Source organism: Pasteurella multocida (assembly GCF_900187275.1).
GTDB classification, from domain to species: domain Bacteria; phylum Pseudomonadota; class Gammaproteobacteria; order Enterobacterales; family Pasteurellaceae; genus Pasteurella; species Pasteurella multocida.
This window is the reverse complement of sequence record NZ_LT906458.1, coordinates 570794-585745: the sequence shown is the minus strand read 5'-3', so window position 1 is coordinate 585745 and position 14952 is coordinate 570794. Positions and strand designations below refer to the sequence as shown.

The window sequence follows — 14952 nt, the reverse complement described above, 5'->3', positions numbered from 1 at the left end:
TCCATCACAACGATTTATCATTATATTGTTTAAAGGAATAACCATGTCAGAAACCTTACTTAATCCCTATTTCGGCGAATTTGGAGGAATGTATGTTCCCGAAATTCTGATGCCGGTGTTGAAAAATCTCGAAAAAGCCTTTGTTGAGGCACAACGAGATCCCACATTTAAAGAAACCTTCCTCGATTTATTGAAGAACTATGCAGGTCGCCCAACTGCGCTGACTCGCTGTCGCAATCTCACTCAAGGCAGTAAAACCAAACTGTACCTGAAGCGTGAAGATTTATTGCATGGCGGTGCACATAAAACCAATCAAGTATTAGGGCAAATCTTATTAGCGAAACGGATGGGGAAAACCCGTATTATTGCGGAAACGGGGGCGGGACAACATGGCGTAGCAACAGCTCTCGCTTGTGCCATGCTCGGCATGCCATGCCAAATCTACATGGGCGCAAAAGATGTTGAACGTCAATCGCCGAATGTATTTCGTATGCGTTTAATGGGGGCGAATGTGACTGCGGTAACGAAAGGCTCAGCCTCATTAAAAGACGCCTGCTGTGAAGCCATGCGTGATTGGGCAGAAAACTATGAACACACCCATTATTTACTCGGCACGGCAGCAGGTCCTCATCCCTTTCCTACTATCGTGCGTGAGTTCCAAAAAATCATTGGTGAAGAAACCAAGCAACAAATTCTAGCACGCGAAGGGCGTTTACCTGATGCAATCATTGCTGCGGTTGGTGGGGGTTCAAATGCCATTGGTATGTTCAATGACTTTATCGAGGAAACCAGCGTACGTTTAATTGGTGTTGAACCAGCGGGCAAAGGAATTGCCACTGGACAACATGGCGCTCCGCTAGGTCATGGCACAACAGGAATCTACTTTGGTATGAAAGCGCCATTAATGCAAACACCAGATGGACAAATTGAAGAATCGTATTCGATTTCAGCAGGACTTGATTTTCCTTCCGTTGGTCCACAGCACGCACATTTACAAGCGATTGGGCGTGCCCAATATGAATCCATTACCGATGATGAAGCCTTATCCGCCTTCCAAGCCTTAGCACGCCATGAAGGCATTATTCCCGCATTAGAAAGTGCTCATGCCCTCGCTTATGCCTTAAAACTGATTCAGCGCCAGCCTGAAAAAGAACAACTCTTGGTGGTCAATTTATCTGGACGAGGTGATAAAGATATTTTCACCGTAGATCGCATTTTATCGCAAAAAGGAGTTTCACATGCGCCGTTTTGATACCCTCTTTTCACAATTACAACAAAAACAACAAGGTGCATTTGTCCCTTTTGTCACGCTATGCGATCCTAATCTGGCACAGTCATTTGAGATTATTCAAACCTTAGTGGAAAATGGTGCAGACGCCTTAGAATTAGGCTTTCCTTTTTCTGATCCGATGTTAGATGGTCCAGTGATTCAAGCCGCTAACCAACGTGCGTTAGCCGCAGGTTGTAGCACAGATGCCAGTTTTCAGTTATTAACACAAGTACGATCAACTTATCCGACACTACCAATAAGTTTACTGCTTTGTGCCAATCTGGTTTATGCACAAGGCATTGAACGTTTTTATCAACGTTGTGCTGAAGTGGGCGTGGATGCGGTATTAATTGCGGATTTACCATTATTCGCCCATCGAGAGTTTACGGTTATGGCTGAAAAATATAGCATTCAGCAGGTTTTTATCTGTCCGCCTAATGCCTGTGAAGACACGATCAAACGTGTCGCTCAACAAACACAAGGTTACACCTATTTAGTTTCTCGTTCAGGTGTAACAGGAGTAGAAAATCAACAATCTGCTGGCAACTTAAAAACACTCGTCGAGCGCCTCAAAGCCTATCAAGCTCCCCCTATTTTGCAAGGCTTTGGTATTTCGCAACCACAGCAAGTTAGCGATGTGTTAAAAATGGGCGTCAATGGTGCCATTTCGGGTTCTGCTACCGTTCAAATTATTGAAAAATATCGCCATGACCCACAAGCCTGCTTAGCTGAACTAGCGCAGTTTACGCAAAAAATGAAACAAGCGACCACATAAAAAAATATAGCCCGATTTGGATTCAATCGGGCTATATTTTAAAATTGCTGAGTCAGGCTAAATTTGACATTCCTACCTGTTCCTGAAGCTAATTCTCCTAAGTAAGGATAATAGGGTCGGTTAAATAAATTATCAACAGTAACTTTGAAATTCATTCCTTTAATCTTTGTAGGACTCCAAGAGAAGAATACACTATGTAGGCTATATCCTTTTGAAGAAGGTAATGCCCAATATGATGCTTTAGAATCATTAGATAGTGGTGATCTATCTTGCTTTCTCACAAACTCAGCACGCCAACCTGCCGTAAAATAATATTCCGGAATATTAAAACCTAAAGTAGCGGTTGCTTTTCTAGGTGGTGTTTCTGCGATCCATGTAGATGTTTTACTCCATGGATTTCTTGGTGAAGTATCGCGTTTTCCTTTTACATAAGAGTATGTCAGTCCACCAAATAAATACGATGATTGATAATAAGCTTCTAATTCCGCTCCTTGAATAACATAACCAGGTAAATTACGGTAATTACTAATAATTTTAGGACAAACACTATTATCAACATCTAAAGCATTTTCTACGCAGTTAACCCCTCTCGTTTTGAAGATTTCATTCTTGCCGCGATTGTAAAAATAAGTAGTTCTAAATTGAAAAGCATCATTTTCCTGAAATAGATGATTGAGAGTAATAATTCCACCCACTCTGGTTTGATTAATCATTTCTTTTTCTAAATTTAAAGAAGTCGCAGATACAGAAGCTTGACTATATTGTGTCTCATACTGTTCATCAATAACAGGGGCTCGCCAAGTTTTACTAAAATTCGTAAATAAACTTAAATAATGATTTACATCATACTTAAGACCTAAATAATAAGACCAACCATTATAATTTTTCTGGCTATAATCATGTCCTGCAGAGATATCATTATATCGTGGCGCTAAATTTTTCTGCCCTATATTATTGATATGGTCATATCTTATCCCTCCTGTAAAGAGGAAATTCTGCCATTTTATTTGATCTTGTAAATAAAATGCTTGTGTATACTGGCGTCCAGAAGGCATATAATAAGGCTGAAAATAGCCATAATTATAGTCTGCCTTCTTGACTCCCCCTTTATGATACATAAGGGTATTTCTTTTATTTTTTAACCACTGTAAACCAAATAGTAGTTCATGCTCAGCACGCCCAATATTTAGAGTACTTGTGTTACTTATATCAAAAGTAAGATCTGAATAAGTTATCCAACTTTTATTTCCTAATGTACCTAGGAATGAAGAAGTGACTTTCTCATGGCGAGTATCATTCTGCTCTGTTTTACTATAACTCAGCTGAACAGACAAATTAATCCACTTATTATTTTCAGGTAAATAGCGATATTTCAATGAATAACTTTCATCTTTTTGATCTCGATAAACAAGTTTACGTTTCCACGCAACATCAATCCCATAGTGTTTTATTTCTGTTTCTGTTGGTCTCGACATCACATCTCTTTTTGCTGCCCAAGGTTCCCACCCTTTATGAATGCCATAAACACTGGATAAAGTTAATAAATGTTCAGGAGTAATTTGCCAATTTACTTTTATTAATCCACTTTTTTGATTGTTTTTTGAAAAAAGAATTTTACTTTTATCAGGTCTTGTATAATTGCTTGCATTTCTTACAGAACCAAATAATAACAAATCAATATTTTTTTGTTCATTCTGTAAAACTAGGGCTGTACTATAAGTTTTTTGGTTATTATTGCTATTATTTCCATATTTAAATAATCCACCTATTTTCTGATTTTCTTTCAAAAAATCAGTTGCATCTTTTGTTTCAAATTTTACAGTACCAGCAAAGCCACCATTGCCATATTGAGGAGAATAATTTCCTTTGTCTACTGTCACCTTTCTTAATAACTCAGGTTCAATAAAAATAGAGCCTTGTTGATATTTTTCGAAACTTTTTGTTGCGCCGTCTAGTTGAACTCTAACATCTTCAGCATCACCCATTCCATTAATATTTAATGTTTGACCACCAGGGCGAAATCCTCCCGCCATATTTACCCCAGGTAAAATATTTATTAAGTCAGCGGCATTATCTGCTTGTTGTTGATCGATATTTTTCTGTTTTAATACAGAACGACCTGGTAATTTATTATCTTCATCAGCATTCACAATAATAGGTAATAACTCATCCACATCTGGAGGATTTGGATTTGATGCTAGCCCTATTTGGATACCGCAACCGACTATTGATAAGAATACACATCCCTTCATTAAATTTTTATCCATAACTATTAACCTTAATGATAATTATTTTTATTATTAAAGATTCTAATTCTAAATAAATGGCAATAAAAAACAAGTTATCCTATACAATTTTTTGCCTTTCTTTACCCACTGTCTATTTCTAAGCTATACTAGCCCCCTTATTTTTGCGGTATAGGAATCACTCTAATGAAAAAAATTGAACAACTTTTTGCCAATAATTATAGCTGGGCGTTACGGATGAAAGAGGAAAACTCCTCTTACTTTAAAGAATTGGCTGATCATCAAACCCCGAGCTATCTTTGGATTGGTTGCTCGGATAGCCGTGTTCCTGCAGAAAAATTAACAAATTTAGGACCGGGTGAGCTGTTTGTGCATCGTAATGTTGCAAATCAAGTCATTCACACCGATTTAAACTGTTTATCTGTTGTGCAATATGCCGTTGAGGTCTTAAATATTGAACACATTATTATTTGTGGACATACAAACTGTGGTGGAATTAAAGCCGCAATGGCGGATCAAGATTTAGGTTTAATTAATAACTGGTTACTCCACTTACGCGATATTTGGTATAAGCATAGTCATTTACTTGGCAATTTACCGCCTGAAAAACGGGCTGATATGCTGACGAAAATTAACGTCGCAGAGCAAGTTTATAACTTAGGTCGCTCGTCAATCATTAAATCCGCGTGGAAAAATGGGAAAAAACTCTCATTACATGGTTGGGTTTATGATGTCAATGACGGTTTCTTAATCGATCAAGGTGTCATTGCTACTAGTCGAGAAAGCCTTGAAATCTCCTACCGCAATGCGATTGCCCGTCTTTTAAAACTCAATGAAGATGAGATCTTGAAAAAAGATCAAGATGAAGAAGCGTAATTTCTCAAAAAGAAACAGCCGTGCCCTACGGGGTGGGTTGTTTTTTAAGCAAAACAAGACCGCTATTTTCCTCAACTAATTTTTGCTAGAATGCTAGCCATGATGAAACGCTTTATGATAGGAAAAGATGAATGTTAACGTCTCCCCATCTCGTTGAAGTGAATGCACAAAACCTCACTGAAATTTTACAACAATCACAACAAATCCCGTTGGTCTTAACGTTTTACGCACCAAGTCATCAACCTTCTGTGGCGTTTATGGCATTGTTAGAACGTTACGCGGAACAATATCAAGGGCAATTTATCCTTGCGAAAGTCAATTGTGAAACAGAACAAATGGTTGCGGCACAATTCCGTATTCAAACCTTACCAACTACCTATTTATTTAAAGAAGCACAAGCGCTAGATGCTTTTCCTGGTATTTTAGATGAGCAAGCCTTACAACAACGCTTAGCACTGATTCTACCGAAAGAAGACGAAATAAAATTTATGCAAGCGCTTGAATGGCTTGAAGCAGAAAACTTTGAACAAGCCCTTCCTCTCCTCAAAGAAGCTTGGGAACTGTCAGCGAAAAAAAACAGTGATATAGCCTTACTTTATGCTGAAACCTATATTGCGATGAAGAAAGTCGAGCCAGCGCAAGACATTTTAAATCAAATCCCATTACAAGATCGTGATAACCGTTGGCAAGGATTACAAGCCCAAATTGAATTACTGATTCAAGCGGCAGATACCCCTGAGATTCAGCACTTGCAGAGTGAGTTTGCGAAAAATCCCTCTCCTCAAATTGCTTTGAAACTTGCTTTACAATTACACCAAGCCAATCGCAATGAAGAAGCACTAAGCCTTCTATTTGACTTTTTAAAGCGCGATCTCAATGCGGAGAACGGAGAAATCAAACAACAATTTTTAGCCATGTTAACGGCGATCGGACAAAATGATCCCGTTAGCAATAAATACCGTCGTTTACTCTATTCTCTATTATATTAATAGGCAAGATTAGTGATAGATTGCCCTCTCTGAACGGTCTATAATACAAACAGAATTTTCGTGATAGTAAAGGATAACAATATGAATGCAATGAAACACAGCCAACTTTTAATTTTAGGATCGGGACCTGCCGGTTATACCGCAGCCATTTATGCGGCACGTGCTAACCTCAAACCGGTTTTAGTGACGGGTTTACAACAAGGTGGACAATTAACAACCACAACTGAAATTGAAAATTGGCCAGGGGATTTTGGTGAAACAACAGGACCAGAATTAATGCAACGCATGTTACAACATGCTGAAAAATTTGACACGGAAATTATCTTTGACCATATCAATAAAGTGGATCTTTCCTCTCGCCCATTCAAATTATACGGTGATGTCCATACCTTCAGTTGTGATGCCTTAATTATCGCGACAGGGGCATCTGCGCGTTATTTAGGTTTGCCTTCTGAAGAAGCGTATAAAGGTCGTGGTGTGTCTGCGTGTGCAACTTGTGATGGCTTTTTCTATCGCAATAAACCAGTGGCAGTCGTCGGTGGCGGTAATACCGCAGTAGAAGAAGCACTCTATCTCGCTAATATTGCTTCAGAAGTGCATTTAGTACACCGCCGTGACAGTTTCCGCAGTGAAAAAATTCTAATTGACCGTTTAATGAAAAAAGTCGAAGAAGGCAAAATTATCCTCCATACTAACCGCACTTTAGATGAAGTATTGGGTGATAATATGGGCGTGACGGGTGTTCGCTTGAAAGATACACAATCTGAAGCCACAGAAGAACTCAGCCTAGACGGTGTCTTTATTGCGATTGGTCATGCACCAAATACGGATATTTTTGCAGATCAACTTGAATTAAACAATGGTTATATTGTGGTCAAGTCAGGCTTAGAAGGTAATGCCACTGCGACTTCAGTGGACGGGGTCTTTGCTGCGGGTGATGTGATGGATCATAACTACCGCCAAGCGATTACCTCAGCGGGTACCGGTTGCATGGCTGCACTTGACGCAGAACGCTATTTGGATGCCCAAAAATAACATTTTATTGTTTTATATTATTCGTCCAATCTCGCCTTTGGGCGAATAATTTTTTTTCGCTTACGGAATCAATAATCGGACAGTTATGGAAAAATCTCGCCAAAAATATTTACAAAAATGGCTTTGGTCACAACAGAAACCCATCAGAAGACTATTAAATCTTAATATTATGCTGGCTTCGGTATCTTCGGTGATCTTAGTGATAAATACCTACTTTTTAGCGAATCTTCTCCATCACTTGATCATGCTCAATACAGCAAGGCATGAATTACTCCCTTCTTTTATTGGCTTAGTTATTGGCTTTGCTCTACGTGCTATCATTTTATGGGTACGTGAACAAATTGGCTTTAAGTGCGGTCGAATTTTACGCAATATTTTGCGTCAGAAGATCTTAGACAAAATCCATCAAGTCGGTCCCGCCACCATTAACAATAAACCCGCGGGGAGCTGGGCGACCATTATGTTAGAGCAAGTGGAAAACCTCCATAATTACTATGCGCGCTATTTACCCCAACAGGCACTGTCTGCCATTGTCCCCGTTGTCATTTTAATCGCGATTTTTCCCTTAAACTGGGCGGCAGGTTTAGTTCTCATGATCACCGCGCCACTCATCCCGATTTTTATGATTTTAGTTGGGATTGCGGCGGCAGACAGTAGTCAGAAAAATATGGCGACCTTAGCCAAACTGAGCGGACAATTTTTAGACCGTTTACGCGGTTTAGAAACCCTACGTCTCTTTAATCGCACTGAAGAACAAACACAACATATCGAAAAAAATACCGAAGATTTTCGCGAAACAACGATGGACGTATTAAAGATGGCATTTCTTTCCTCTGCCGTCTTAGAGTTTTTTACTTCCATTTCAATTGCGCTAATGGCGGTATATTTTGGATTCAGTTATTTAGGTGAATTAAACTTTGGTACCTATGATGCCCCTCTTACCTTATTTGTTGGTTTCTTTTGTTTAATTTTAGCGCCAGAGTTTTACCAACCCTTGCGTGATCTCGGCACATATTACCATGATCGTGCCGCTGGAATTGGCGCAGCGGACGTGATTGTCGACTTCTTAGAAGCCAATCACACAACGGCACAGTCAACAGCACAACAGAATCCCCATATCGAAAGTGCGGTGGAAATCTGCGCAGAAAACCTTGTGATTCTCTCGCCACAAGGAAAGCCATTAACTCAAGCCCTCAATTTTTCGTTACCTGCAGGAAGCCACACGGCTATTGTTGGACAAAGTGGTGCAGGAAAAACGTCCTTATTCAACGCAATTCTCGGCTTTCTAGCCTATCAAGGAAGCTTAAAAATCAATGGTATTGAACTCAAAGAGATGAATATTACACAATGGCGTAAACATATTGCTTGGGTAGGACAAAACCCGCTGTTATTACAAGGAAGCATCAAAGAAAATCTCTTATTAGGCGATATTGAGGCAACAGACGCACAAATTGATCAGGCTTTGTGTTTAGCACAAGCCAAAGAATTCACAGATAAACTGGGACTAAACAGCGAAATTAAGGATGGTGGGCTTGGTGTTTCTGTGGGACAAGCGCAACGTTTAGCGATTGCTCGCGCCTTGCTGCGTCAAGGTCATTTACTTTTACTCGATGAACCAACTGCCAGTTTAGACGCACAGTCTGAAAATCTCGTTTTGCAAGCTTTACAACACATGAGTCAGCAACAAACCACTTTGATGATTACGCATCGTATTGAAGATTTAAAACAATGTGACACGATTTTAGTCATGCAACAAGGTGCAATTGTTCAACAAGGGCATTTTGAACAATTAAAAAATACGGGGTTCTTTGCTGAATTATTGACCCAACGAAAACAGGATGTAAATTAATGCGTGCACTCTTCCCTTTTTTACGTCTTTTTAAACATGCTAAGTTGACGCTATTTCTCGGCGTCCTATTAATGATTACTGGCTTAGCCGCCAGTATTGGTTTGCTCACCCTATCCGGTTGGTTTTTAGCTGCAACGGCAATTGCTGGTGTGGGGACATTATTTAATTTCTTCTACCCTTCCGCTGGTGTACGTGGACTTGCAATTGGACGTACCGTAGCACGCTATTTTGAAAAAGTGGTGACCCATGATGCCACTTTCCGTGTATTAGCCAAATTGCGTGTACAAGTTTTTCGTCGCATCATTCCCCTCAGTCCCGCGGTACTTAACCGTTATCGCAACAGTGATTTATTAAATCGTTTAGTGGCAGATGTAGATACGCTAGATAGCTTATATTTGCGTTTAATTGCCCCCTTTATCAGCGCCATTGTCGTGATCGGTTTGATTACATTCGGATTAAGCTTTATTCATGTCCCGTTAGCACTGTTTATTGGTTTAACCTTACTCTGTTTTTTATTGATTATCCCTACTGTTTTTTATCATTTAGGCACAAAGTTTGGTGAGAAATTAATTAGCTCACGTGCCACTTATCGCACGCAATTTGTTGAATTTATTCAAGCCCAAGCAGAATTATTGTTATTTAACGCAAGCACACAACACCAACAAAAACTCAACCAAACAGAACAAGCATGGCAAGCGTATCAACAAAAAGAAGCCAATTTAGCAGGGCTTTCCAGTGCAATTTTATTACTAGTAAATGGGTTTATTTTGTCAGCGACTTTATGGTTTGCTGCAGAAGCCGATCTTGGCAATGGAACCTATAAAGCCGCACTGATGGCATTGTTTACCTTTTCGGCACTGGCTTCTTTTGAAATTTTAATGCCCATTGGTGCTGCGTTTTTGCATATTGGACAGGTGATTGCTTCAGCGGAAAATGTCAATGATATCATTGCACAAAAGGCATTAGTGAGCTTTGATGGAAATGAACAATTTGAACAAACAGAACAACCTTTAATTGAGGCAGAAAATCTGTCGTTCCGTTATCCTACACGCGACAATCTTGCGCTCAATCGCCTTAATTTAAGGATTTTAAGTGGACAAAAAGTCGCGATTTTAGGTAAAACCGGGAGTGGTAAATCAACTCTTTTACAACTTTTAGTACGTAATTATGATGCAGAACAAGGTAACTTACGACTTGCAGGCAAACCTATCCAACACTACAGTGAACAAGCATTACGTGAGCAAATTTGCTTTTTGACCCAACGTGTTCATGTCTTTAGTGACACCTTGCGCAATAATTTGCAAATAGCGAACGCAAATCTGATCGACGATGAAAAAATGATCGCGGTATTACAGCAAGTCGGACTAGAAAAATTGCTTACTCAAGATGAAGGGCTTGATAGCTGGCTTGGCGACGGCGGTCGTCCGCTTTCTGGTGGAGAACAACGTCGTTTAGGCTTGGCACGTGTATTATTAAATAACGCCCCTATTCTTTTATTAGACGAACCCACAGAAGGGCTAGATCGTGAAACTGAACGCCAAATTTTACGTCTAATTTTAGCGCACGCGCAAGGCAAAACTCTTTTAATGGTTACTCATCGATTAACCTTTATTGATCAATTTGATTTGCTTTGTATGATTGATGAAGCAACATTAATTGAACAAGGCAATTATCACGAGCTCAGCCAGTTAGAACAAGGTTATTTTAGACAGTTGATTGAACGGATTTAAGGAAGAGAAGGATAGCGTTGGGTGGAAACCTTCCCAGCTTGATCTCGGCACACAGAAATTCTGACTTTGGCTGCTTTCTTCCGAACCTGACCGGGTAAACCAGACACCATTGCGAGGAACCGAGAAGGTTTCCATAGGATAATCACTGTGCTTTCGTCAAGTGATTAGGTCGCGTATTATGCAACAAGATTTGAGATATTGCAAACATTGATGTGCGATTTCCGTGGGATTGCTTATATTTTATAACGTTTAGCGGTTTTCTAAACAAAAACCGTTCTCGTATTCTATACCCTATTCACAATAAGGAACAAAATATGTCGAATGTCCTGAATAATTTAATTGCCTTATTACAACTTGAACGCCTCGATGATTTCCTTTTTCGTGGCAAAAGTGAAGATTTAGGTTTACGCCAAGTATTTGGTGGTCAAGTCGTCGCACAAGCCTTATCCGCGGCAATACAGGTCGCCCCGCCGGATCGTGTTTTGCACTCTTGCCATGCTTATTTTCTTTCGCCGGGCGATAGTCAACATGGGATTATTTATGATGTGGAAACCTTGCGCGAAGGACGTAATTTTACTGCTTTACGCGTCAAAGCGATTCAACACAATGAGCCGATTTGCCATATTACCGCCTCTTTCCAAAAAGCAGAGCAAGGGTTTGATCATCAAAGTAAAATGCCGGATGTAGAATCCCCCGATCAATTGATCGCAGAAAGTGTGATTATTCAAAAACTGGCACCTCATATTCCCGAAGCCATTCGTGCCAAATTCACCGCAGAGCGCCCTTTTGATATCCGCACCAAATATATCAACAATCCCTTTCATGGCAGCCAACTACCCGCAGAACAATTTGCTTGGGTAAAAGCCAATGGTCATGCACCACAAGATCACAAAATCCAACAATGTTTACTGGCTTATTTTTCCGATTTTCATTGTTTATTAACCGCACTTCATCCCCACCAAAAAGGCTTTTTACAACCGGGGATGAAAGTAGCCACAATTGATCATTCTATTTGGTTCCACCGTCCTTTTGATTTAAATGATTGGTTGCTCTATGCCATTGAAAGCAATAATGCTTTTGCTGCACGTGGTTTGGCACGAGGGCAAATTTTTGACCGCCAAGGTCGTTTAATTGCTACGACGCAGCAAGAAGGCTTAATTCGTTATACACCTGAAAAAGGAGGTGAAAAATGACCGCACTTTGGCATGCCATCACAGAAGCATTAACTGAAACACGCCCAGAAGAGAAATGTGCACTCGTCAATCATTTATATGATGAATTACTGCCTCAAGTGCAATTCTCTTGTATATCAGATTTTCCTGAGGTCAATGCCACACAAGATATCGCTGGTTTTCCAACTAGACCCCTTTGTGTCGCGCCGAAAGACGTGCCCAAACGGGCTTTTGCCACAGAGGAAGGGTATGCTGCCACGTTACATGCCATTGCACACATTGAATTTAATGCGATTAATCTTGGACTGGATGCGGCTTGGCGTTTTGGTCGCTGTGCACAACAAGAACTGAATCAAGGCATGGCATTTGTTAAGGATTGGCTACGGGTAGCGCGTGAGGAAAGTACCCACTTTAGTTTGCTCAATCAACATTTGAAAAGCTTAGGCTATCAGTACGGTGATTTTGAGGCACATGCGGGTTTATGGGAAATGGCACAAGCGACCGCACATGATATTTGGGAACGTATGGCACTCGTTCCGCGTGTTCTTGAAGCGCGAGGTTTGGATGCCACACCAGTGTTACAAGATAAAATCCGTCAACGGAAAGATTTTGCAGCAGTGGAAATTCTTGATGTGATTTTACGTGATGAGATCGGGCATGTTGGCATTGGTAATCACTGGTATCATGCCCTGTCAGAGAAACGCGGACTAGATGCGATGCAATCTTTTGCTGAATTACTGCGTAAATATCGTATTGTGATTTTCAAAGGTGTCATTAATACAGATGCACGTTTACAAGCGGGTTTTACACAATATGAATTAGATTGGATCTATGAAATTGAACAAACCTTAAAAAGCTATTTAAAAACAGGCAATCAGTAGTGTCCTCTCCCCTACCTTTTACATAAAAAAATCAAAAAAACACACCGCACTTTATCAAGGCGGTGTGTTGTTCATCCATCAGTTAGTCCAACGCTTTGACGGCAATATGCACCGTAATTTCTTCTCTATCATGATATAAATGTTTCGCTTGAATATGGTAACGGAATCCCTGTTTTTCTAAGCTTTCCTCGATCATCTGCAAACATTTTTTCACTTCAAGATAGCGTTTTTTCATCGGCAATTTCAAATTAAAAATCGTTTCATGGCACCAGCCATTCACTAACCACTTGAGGATTAATTGGCTGATTCGGCTAGGTTGTTCCACCATATCACAGACCAACCAATCAATTTTGCTGCGTTTCGGTGGTTGAAATTTAAAGCCATCTTCCGCGCAATGCTCAATACGTCCGGTATCGTGTAAGCTCGCCGCCATTTTGCCGTGATCGACCGCATAAACAAATAATCCACGCTTGACGAGCTGATATGTCCAACCACCGGGGCAAGCGCCCAAATCCACAGCATACATTTGCTCATTCAAACGTTTCTTTTCTTCTTCCCTAGACAGGAAAGTCAGAATGGCTTCTTCTAATTTTAACGTTGAACGGCTTGGCGCATCTAGCGGAAATTTCAAACGCGGAATCCCCATAAAATGCTCAGAATGATTATGATTATAAGAATACCCCACATAACATTGAGTTGAATCTAACATCAGAATATGTAATGTCAGCCCTTGTTTATGATGTCGAGTCCCCTGTAACCAACCTTGTTTTTTTAGGGCTTGGCGTAATGGCACGGTAAATTTGCGACAAAAAGCAGACAGTGATTTTGCCTCATTCGTATCGGCTGTTTCAACAAGTAATTCGGTGCTGTATGTTAAATTGATTCGATGGGCTATCGCTTGGTATTGCTGAATAATCGGACTAATGCGATCTTGAACTGGGAGATCGGCTAAAAGGTCAGATACGACGATCATTTGGCGGGCAAAAATCAGTTGATTAAAAGGAATTTCACGCGCTAGGCGATCGGCATCGTCGGTTTGGTAACATTCAAAAATCACATAGCCTTGATTTTCCTCTACTCTGGCAAAACCAAATATGCCCAGTTCAGCCGCTTTTTCACTGATTTCAGCGGCAAGTTCTTTTTCAAAGCCAGGACGGCAATATAATACTAATTTATTCATTATTTTTGTTTCATTGTTTCAATGATCCAAGCGCGAAATGCTTGGATACGTTCATCATTTACATCAAAATGATTCACCACATAAAAAGATTTAGGATCATGTAAATTGGTCGGTAACACAATTTGTAAGTGACCATGATCAATTTCCTGTTGGGCTAACAAACGATTCGCCAAAACCAACCCCTGACCATGAATTGCGGCTTGCAACGCCATAAAAGTATGGCTAAACAAGGGACCTTGCTGAATATTTAAATCTTCTAACTGTAAAAAATTTGCCATGTTCTGCCAATTATCACGGGTATGGATATGAATCAGGGTATGATGTTTCAAATCTTCTTTGCTGTGAATAGGATTGTGCGCTAAGAGTTTTGGTGAAGCGAGAATAAGAAGATTTTCTTCCACTAACTTTTCAACCTGCAGATTATCCCAGTTTCCTTGCCCATAATAAATAGCAATATCAATATCTTTATTTAAAACCCCTTCATCCTGATCTACCCCTTTTAAGCGTACTTCAATCTCCGGATAGCGTTGATTAAACTCACTTAAATGTGGTACTAACCATTGCATACCAAAGGTCTGCGGGACACTAATCGTTAAGTGCTTATCATTTTTCTGGGCTAATAATTTCTCTGTTGCTTCTACCAATCGCCGTAAAATTTTATTCACATCCGTGAAGTAAGCTTTGCCTAATTCGGTTAATTCCAGCGATCGATTTTTACGTTTGAATAAGGTTATACCTAAAAAATCTTCTAATAATTTTATTTGATGGCTGATTGCTGCTTGTGTCACAAATAATTCTTCTGCAGCTTTTGTGAAACTTAAATGCCTAGCGGCGGATTCAAATGCTTTCAATGAATTCAAGGGAGGCAAACGTTTATACATATTTCTTCTCAATGTTTACTTTTTGATCTATAATATAGCGTGTTTCTTCACATTAGTTTTTCTAATGC

General features: G+C 40.0%; 12 protein-coding genes and 1 other RNA gene. 9 read left to right on the top strand and 4 right to left on the bottom strand.

What is annotated here, in order from left to right; all coding sequences use genetic code 11:
• The first annotated feature begins 43 nt into the window (after positions 1-43).
• Together trpB and trpA are read left to right on the top strand one after the other, a co-directional pair.
• Positions 44-1252, top strand: a complete 1209-nt coding sequence (gene trpB, locus CKV69_RS02735) for a tryptophan synthase subunit beta (protein WP_014325995.1) — start codon at positions 44-46, stop codon at positions 1250-1252.
• Positions 1239-2045, top strand: a complete 807-nt coding sequence (gene trpA / locus CKV69_RS02730) for a tryptophan synthase subunit alpha (protein ID WP_005756488.1) — start codon at positions 1239-1241, stop codon at positions 2043-2045. The genes trpB and trpA overlap by 14 nt, the downstream gene beginning before the upstream one ends.
• 38 nt (positions 2046-2083) lie before the next feature.
• On the opposite strand, the gene CKV69_RS02725 is transcribed toward trpA, so the two are convergent.
• Complete coding sequence (locus CKV69_RS02725) at positions 2084-4312, bottom strand: TonB-dependent hemoglobin/transferrin/lactoferrin family receptor (RefSeq protein WP_014325994.1); 2229 nt, start codon at positions 4310-4312, stop codon at positions 2084-2086.
• Positions 4313-4477: 165 nt separating this feature from the next.
• Here CKV69_RS02725 and can point away from each other — a divergent pair, with 165 nt between their 5' ends.
• The 5 genes from can to cydC all read left to right on the top strand — a co-directional run bounded on the left by can (position 4478) and on the right by cydC (position 10770).
• Positions 4478-5167 carry a carbonate dehydratase gene (can, locus tag CKV69_RS02720; RefSeq protein ID WP_005722074.1) on the top strand — a complete coding sequence of 230 codons (690 nt, stop codon included), beginning with the start codon at positions 4478-4480 and terminating at the stop codon, positions 5165-5167.
• A 131-nt stretch (positions 5168-5298) separates the two neighbouring features.
• Positions 5299-6156 carry a co-chaperone YbbN gene (locus CKV69_RS02715; protein WP_014325993.1) on the top strand — a complete coding sequence of 286 codons (858 nt, stop codon included), beginning with the start codon at positions 5299-5301 and terminating at the stop codon, positions 6154-6156.
• Between the two features lie 81 nt (positions 6157-6237).
• Entirely contained in the window at positions 6238-7191 is a 954-nt protein-coding gene (gene trxB, locus CKV69_RS02710; protein WP_014325992.1) for a thioredoxin-disulfide reductase, read from the top strand.
• 85 nt (positions 7192-7276) lie between these two features.
• Positions 7277-9040 carry a heme ABC transporter permease/ATP-binding protein CydD gene (gene cydD / locus CKV69_RS02705; protein WP_014325991.1) on the top strand — a complete coding sequence of 588 codons (1764 nt, stop codon included), beginning with the start codon at positions 7277-7279 and terminating at the stop codon, positions 9038-9040.
• Positions 9040-10770: a heme ABC transporter ATP-binding protein/permease CydC gene (cydC, locus tag CKV69_RS02700; protein WP_005726387.1), complete on the top strand. Its 1731-nt coding sequence runs from the start codon at positions 9040-9042 to the stop codon at positions 10768-10770. Before cydD ends, cydC begins: the two co-directional genes overlap by 1 nt.
• Before the next feature lie 27 nt (positions 10771-10797).
• On the opposite strand, the gene ffs is transcribed toward cydC, so the two are convergent.
• An RNA gene (gene ffs / locus CKV69_RS02695) (signal recognition particle sRNA small type) lies at positions 10798-10896 on the bottom strand.
• A 188-nt stretch (positions 10897-11084) separates the two neighbouring features.
• Here ffs and tesB point away from each other — a divergent pair.
• Both tesB and CKV69_RS02685 read left to right on the top strand, forming a co-directional pair.
• Complete coding sequence (gene tesB / locus CKV69_RS02690) at positions 11085-11963, top strand: acyl-CoA thioesterase II (protein WP_005751432.1); 879 nt, start codon at positions 11085-11087, stop codon at positions 11961-11963.
• Positions 11960-12823, top strand: a complete 864-nt coding sequence (locus CKV69_RS02685) for a ferritin-like domain-containing protein (protein WP_014325990.1) — start codon at positions 11960-11962, stop codon at positions 12821-12823. Before tesB ends, CKV69_RS02685 begins: the two co-directional genes overlap by 4 nt.
• A gap of 82 nt (positions 12824-12905) precedes the next feature.
• Here CKV69_RS02685 and rlmM read toward each other — a convergent pair whose 3' ends face one another.
• Positions 12906-14003, bottom strand: a complete 1098-nt coding sequence (rlmM, locus tag CKV69_RS02680) for a 23S rRNA (cytidine(2498)-2'-O)-methyltransferase RlmM (protein ID WP_005726384.1) — start codon at positions 14001-14003, stop codon at positions 12906-12908.
• Positions 14003-14884, bottom strand: a complete 882-nt coding sequence (locus CKV69_RS02675; protein WP_005726382.1) for a transcriptional regulator GcvA — start codon at positions 14882-14884, stop codon at positions 14003-14005. The genes rlmM and CKV69_RS02675 overlap by 1 nt, the downstream gene beginning before the upstream one ends.
• Between the last annotated feature and the right edge of the window lie 68 nt (positions 14885-14952).

What these genes read in the sequence shown, in the direction of transcription:
- trpB (WP_014325995.1), top strand. Translation starts at nt 44, where the DNA reads ATGTCAGAAACCTTACTTAATCCCTATTTCGGCGAATTTGGAGGAATG.
- trpA (WP_005756488.1), top strand. Translation starts at nt 1,239, where the DNA reads ATGCGCCGTTTTGATACCCTCTTTTCACAATTACAACAAAAACAACAA.
- CKV69_RS02725 (WP_014325994.1), bottom strand. Translation starts at nt 4,312, where the DNA reads ATGGATAAAAATTTAATGAAGGGATGTGTATTCTTATCAATAGTCGGT.
- can (WP_005722074.1), top strand. Translation starts at nt 4,478, where the DNA reads ATGAAAAAAATTGAACAACTTTTTGCCAATAATTATAGCTGGGCGTTA.
- CKV69_RS02715 (WP_014325993.1), top strand. Translation starts at nt 5,299, where the DNA reads ATGTTAACGTCTCCCCATCTCGTTGAAGTGAATGCACAAAACCTCACT.
- trxB (WP_014325992.1), top strand. Translation starts at nt 6,238, where the DNA reads ATGAATGCAATGAAACACAGCCAACTTTTAATTTTAGGATCGGGACCT.
- cydD (WP_014325991.1), top strand. Translation starts at nt 7,277, where the DNA reads ATGGAAAAATCTCGCCAAAAATATTTACAAAAATGGCTTTGGTCACAA.
- cydC (WP_005726387.1), top strand. Translation starts at nt 9,040, where the DNA reads ATGCGTGCACTCTTCCCTTTTTTACGTCTTTTTAAACATGCTAAGTTG.
- tesB (WP_005751432.1), top strand. Translation starts at nt 11,085, where the DNA reads ATGTCGAATGTCCTGAATAATTTAATTGCCTTATTACAACTTGAACGC.
- CKV69_RS02685 (WP_014325990.1), top strand. Translation starts at nt 11,960, where the DNA reads ATGACCGCACTTTGGCATGCCATCACAGAAGCATTAACTGAAACACGC.
- rlmM (WP_005726384.1), bottom strand. Translation starts at nt 14,003, where the DNA reads ATGAATAAATTAGTATTATATTGCCGTCCTGGCTTTGAAAAAGAACTT.
- CKV69_RS02675 (WP_005726382.1), bottom strand. Translation starts at nt 14,884, where the DNA reads ATGTATAAACGTTTGCCTCCCTTGAATTCATTGAAAGCATTTGAATCC.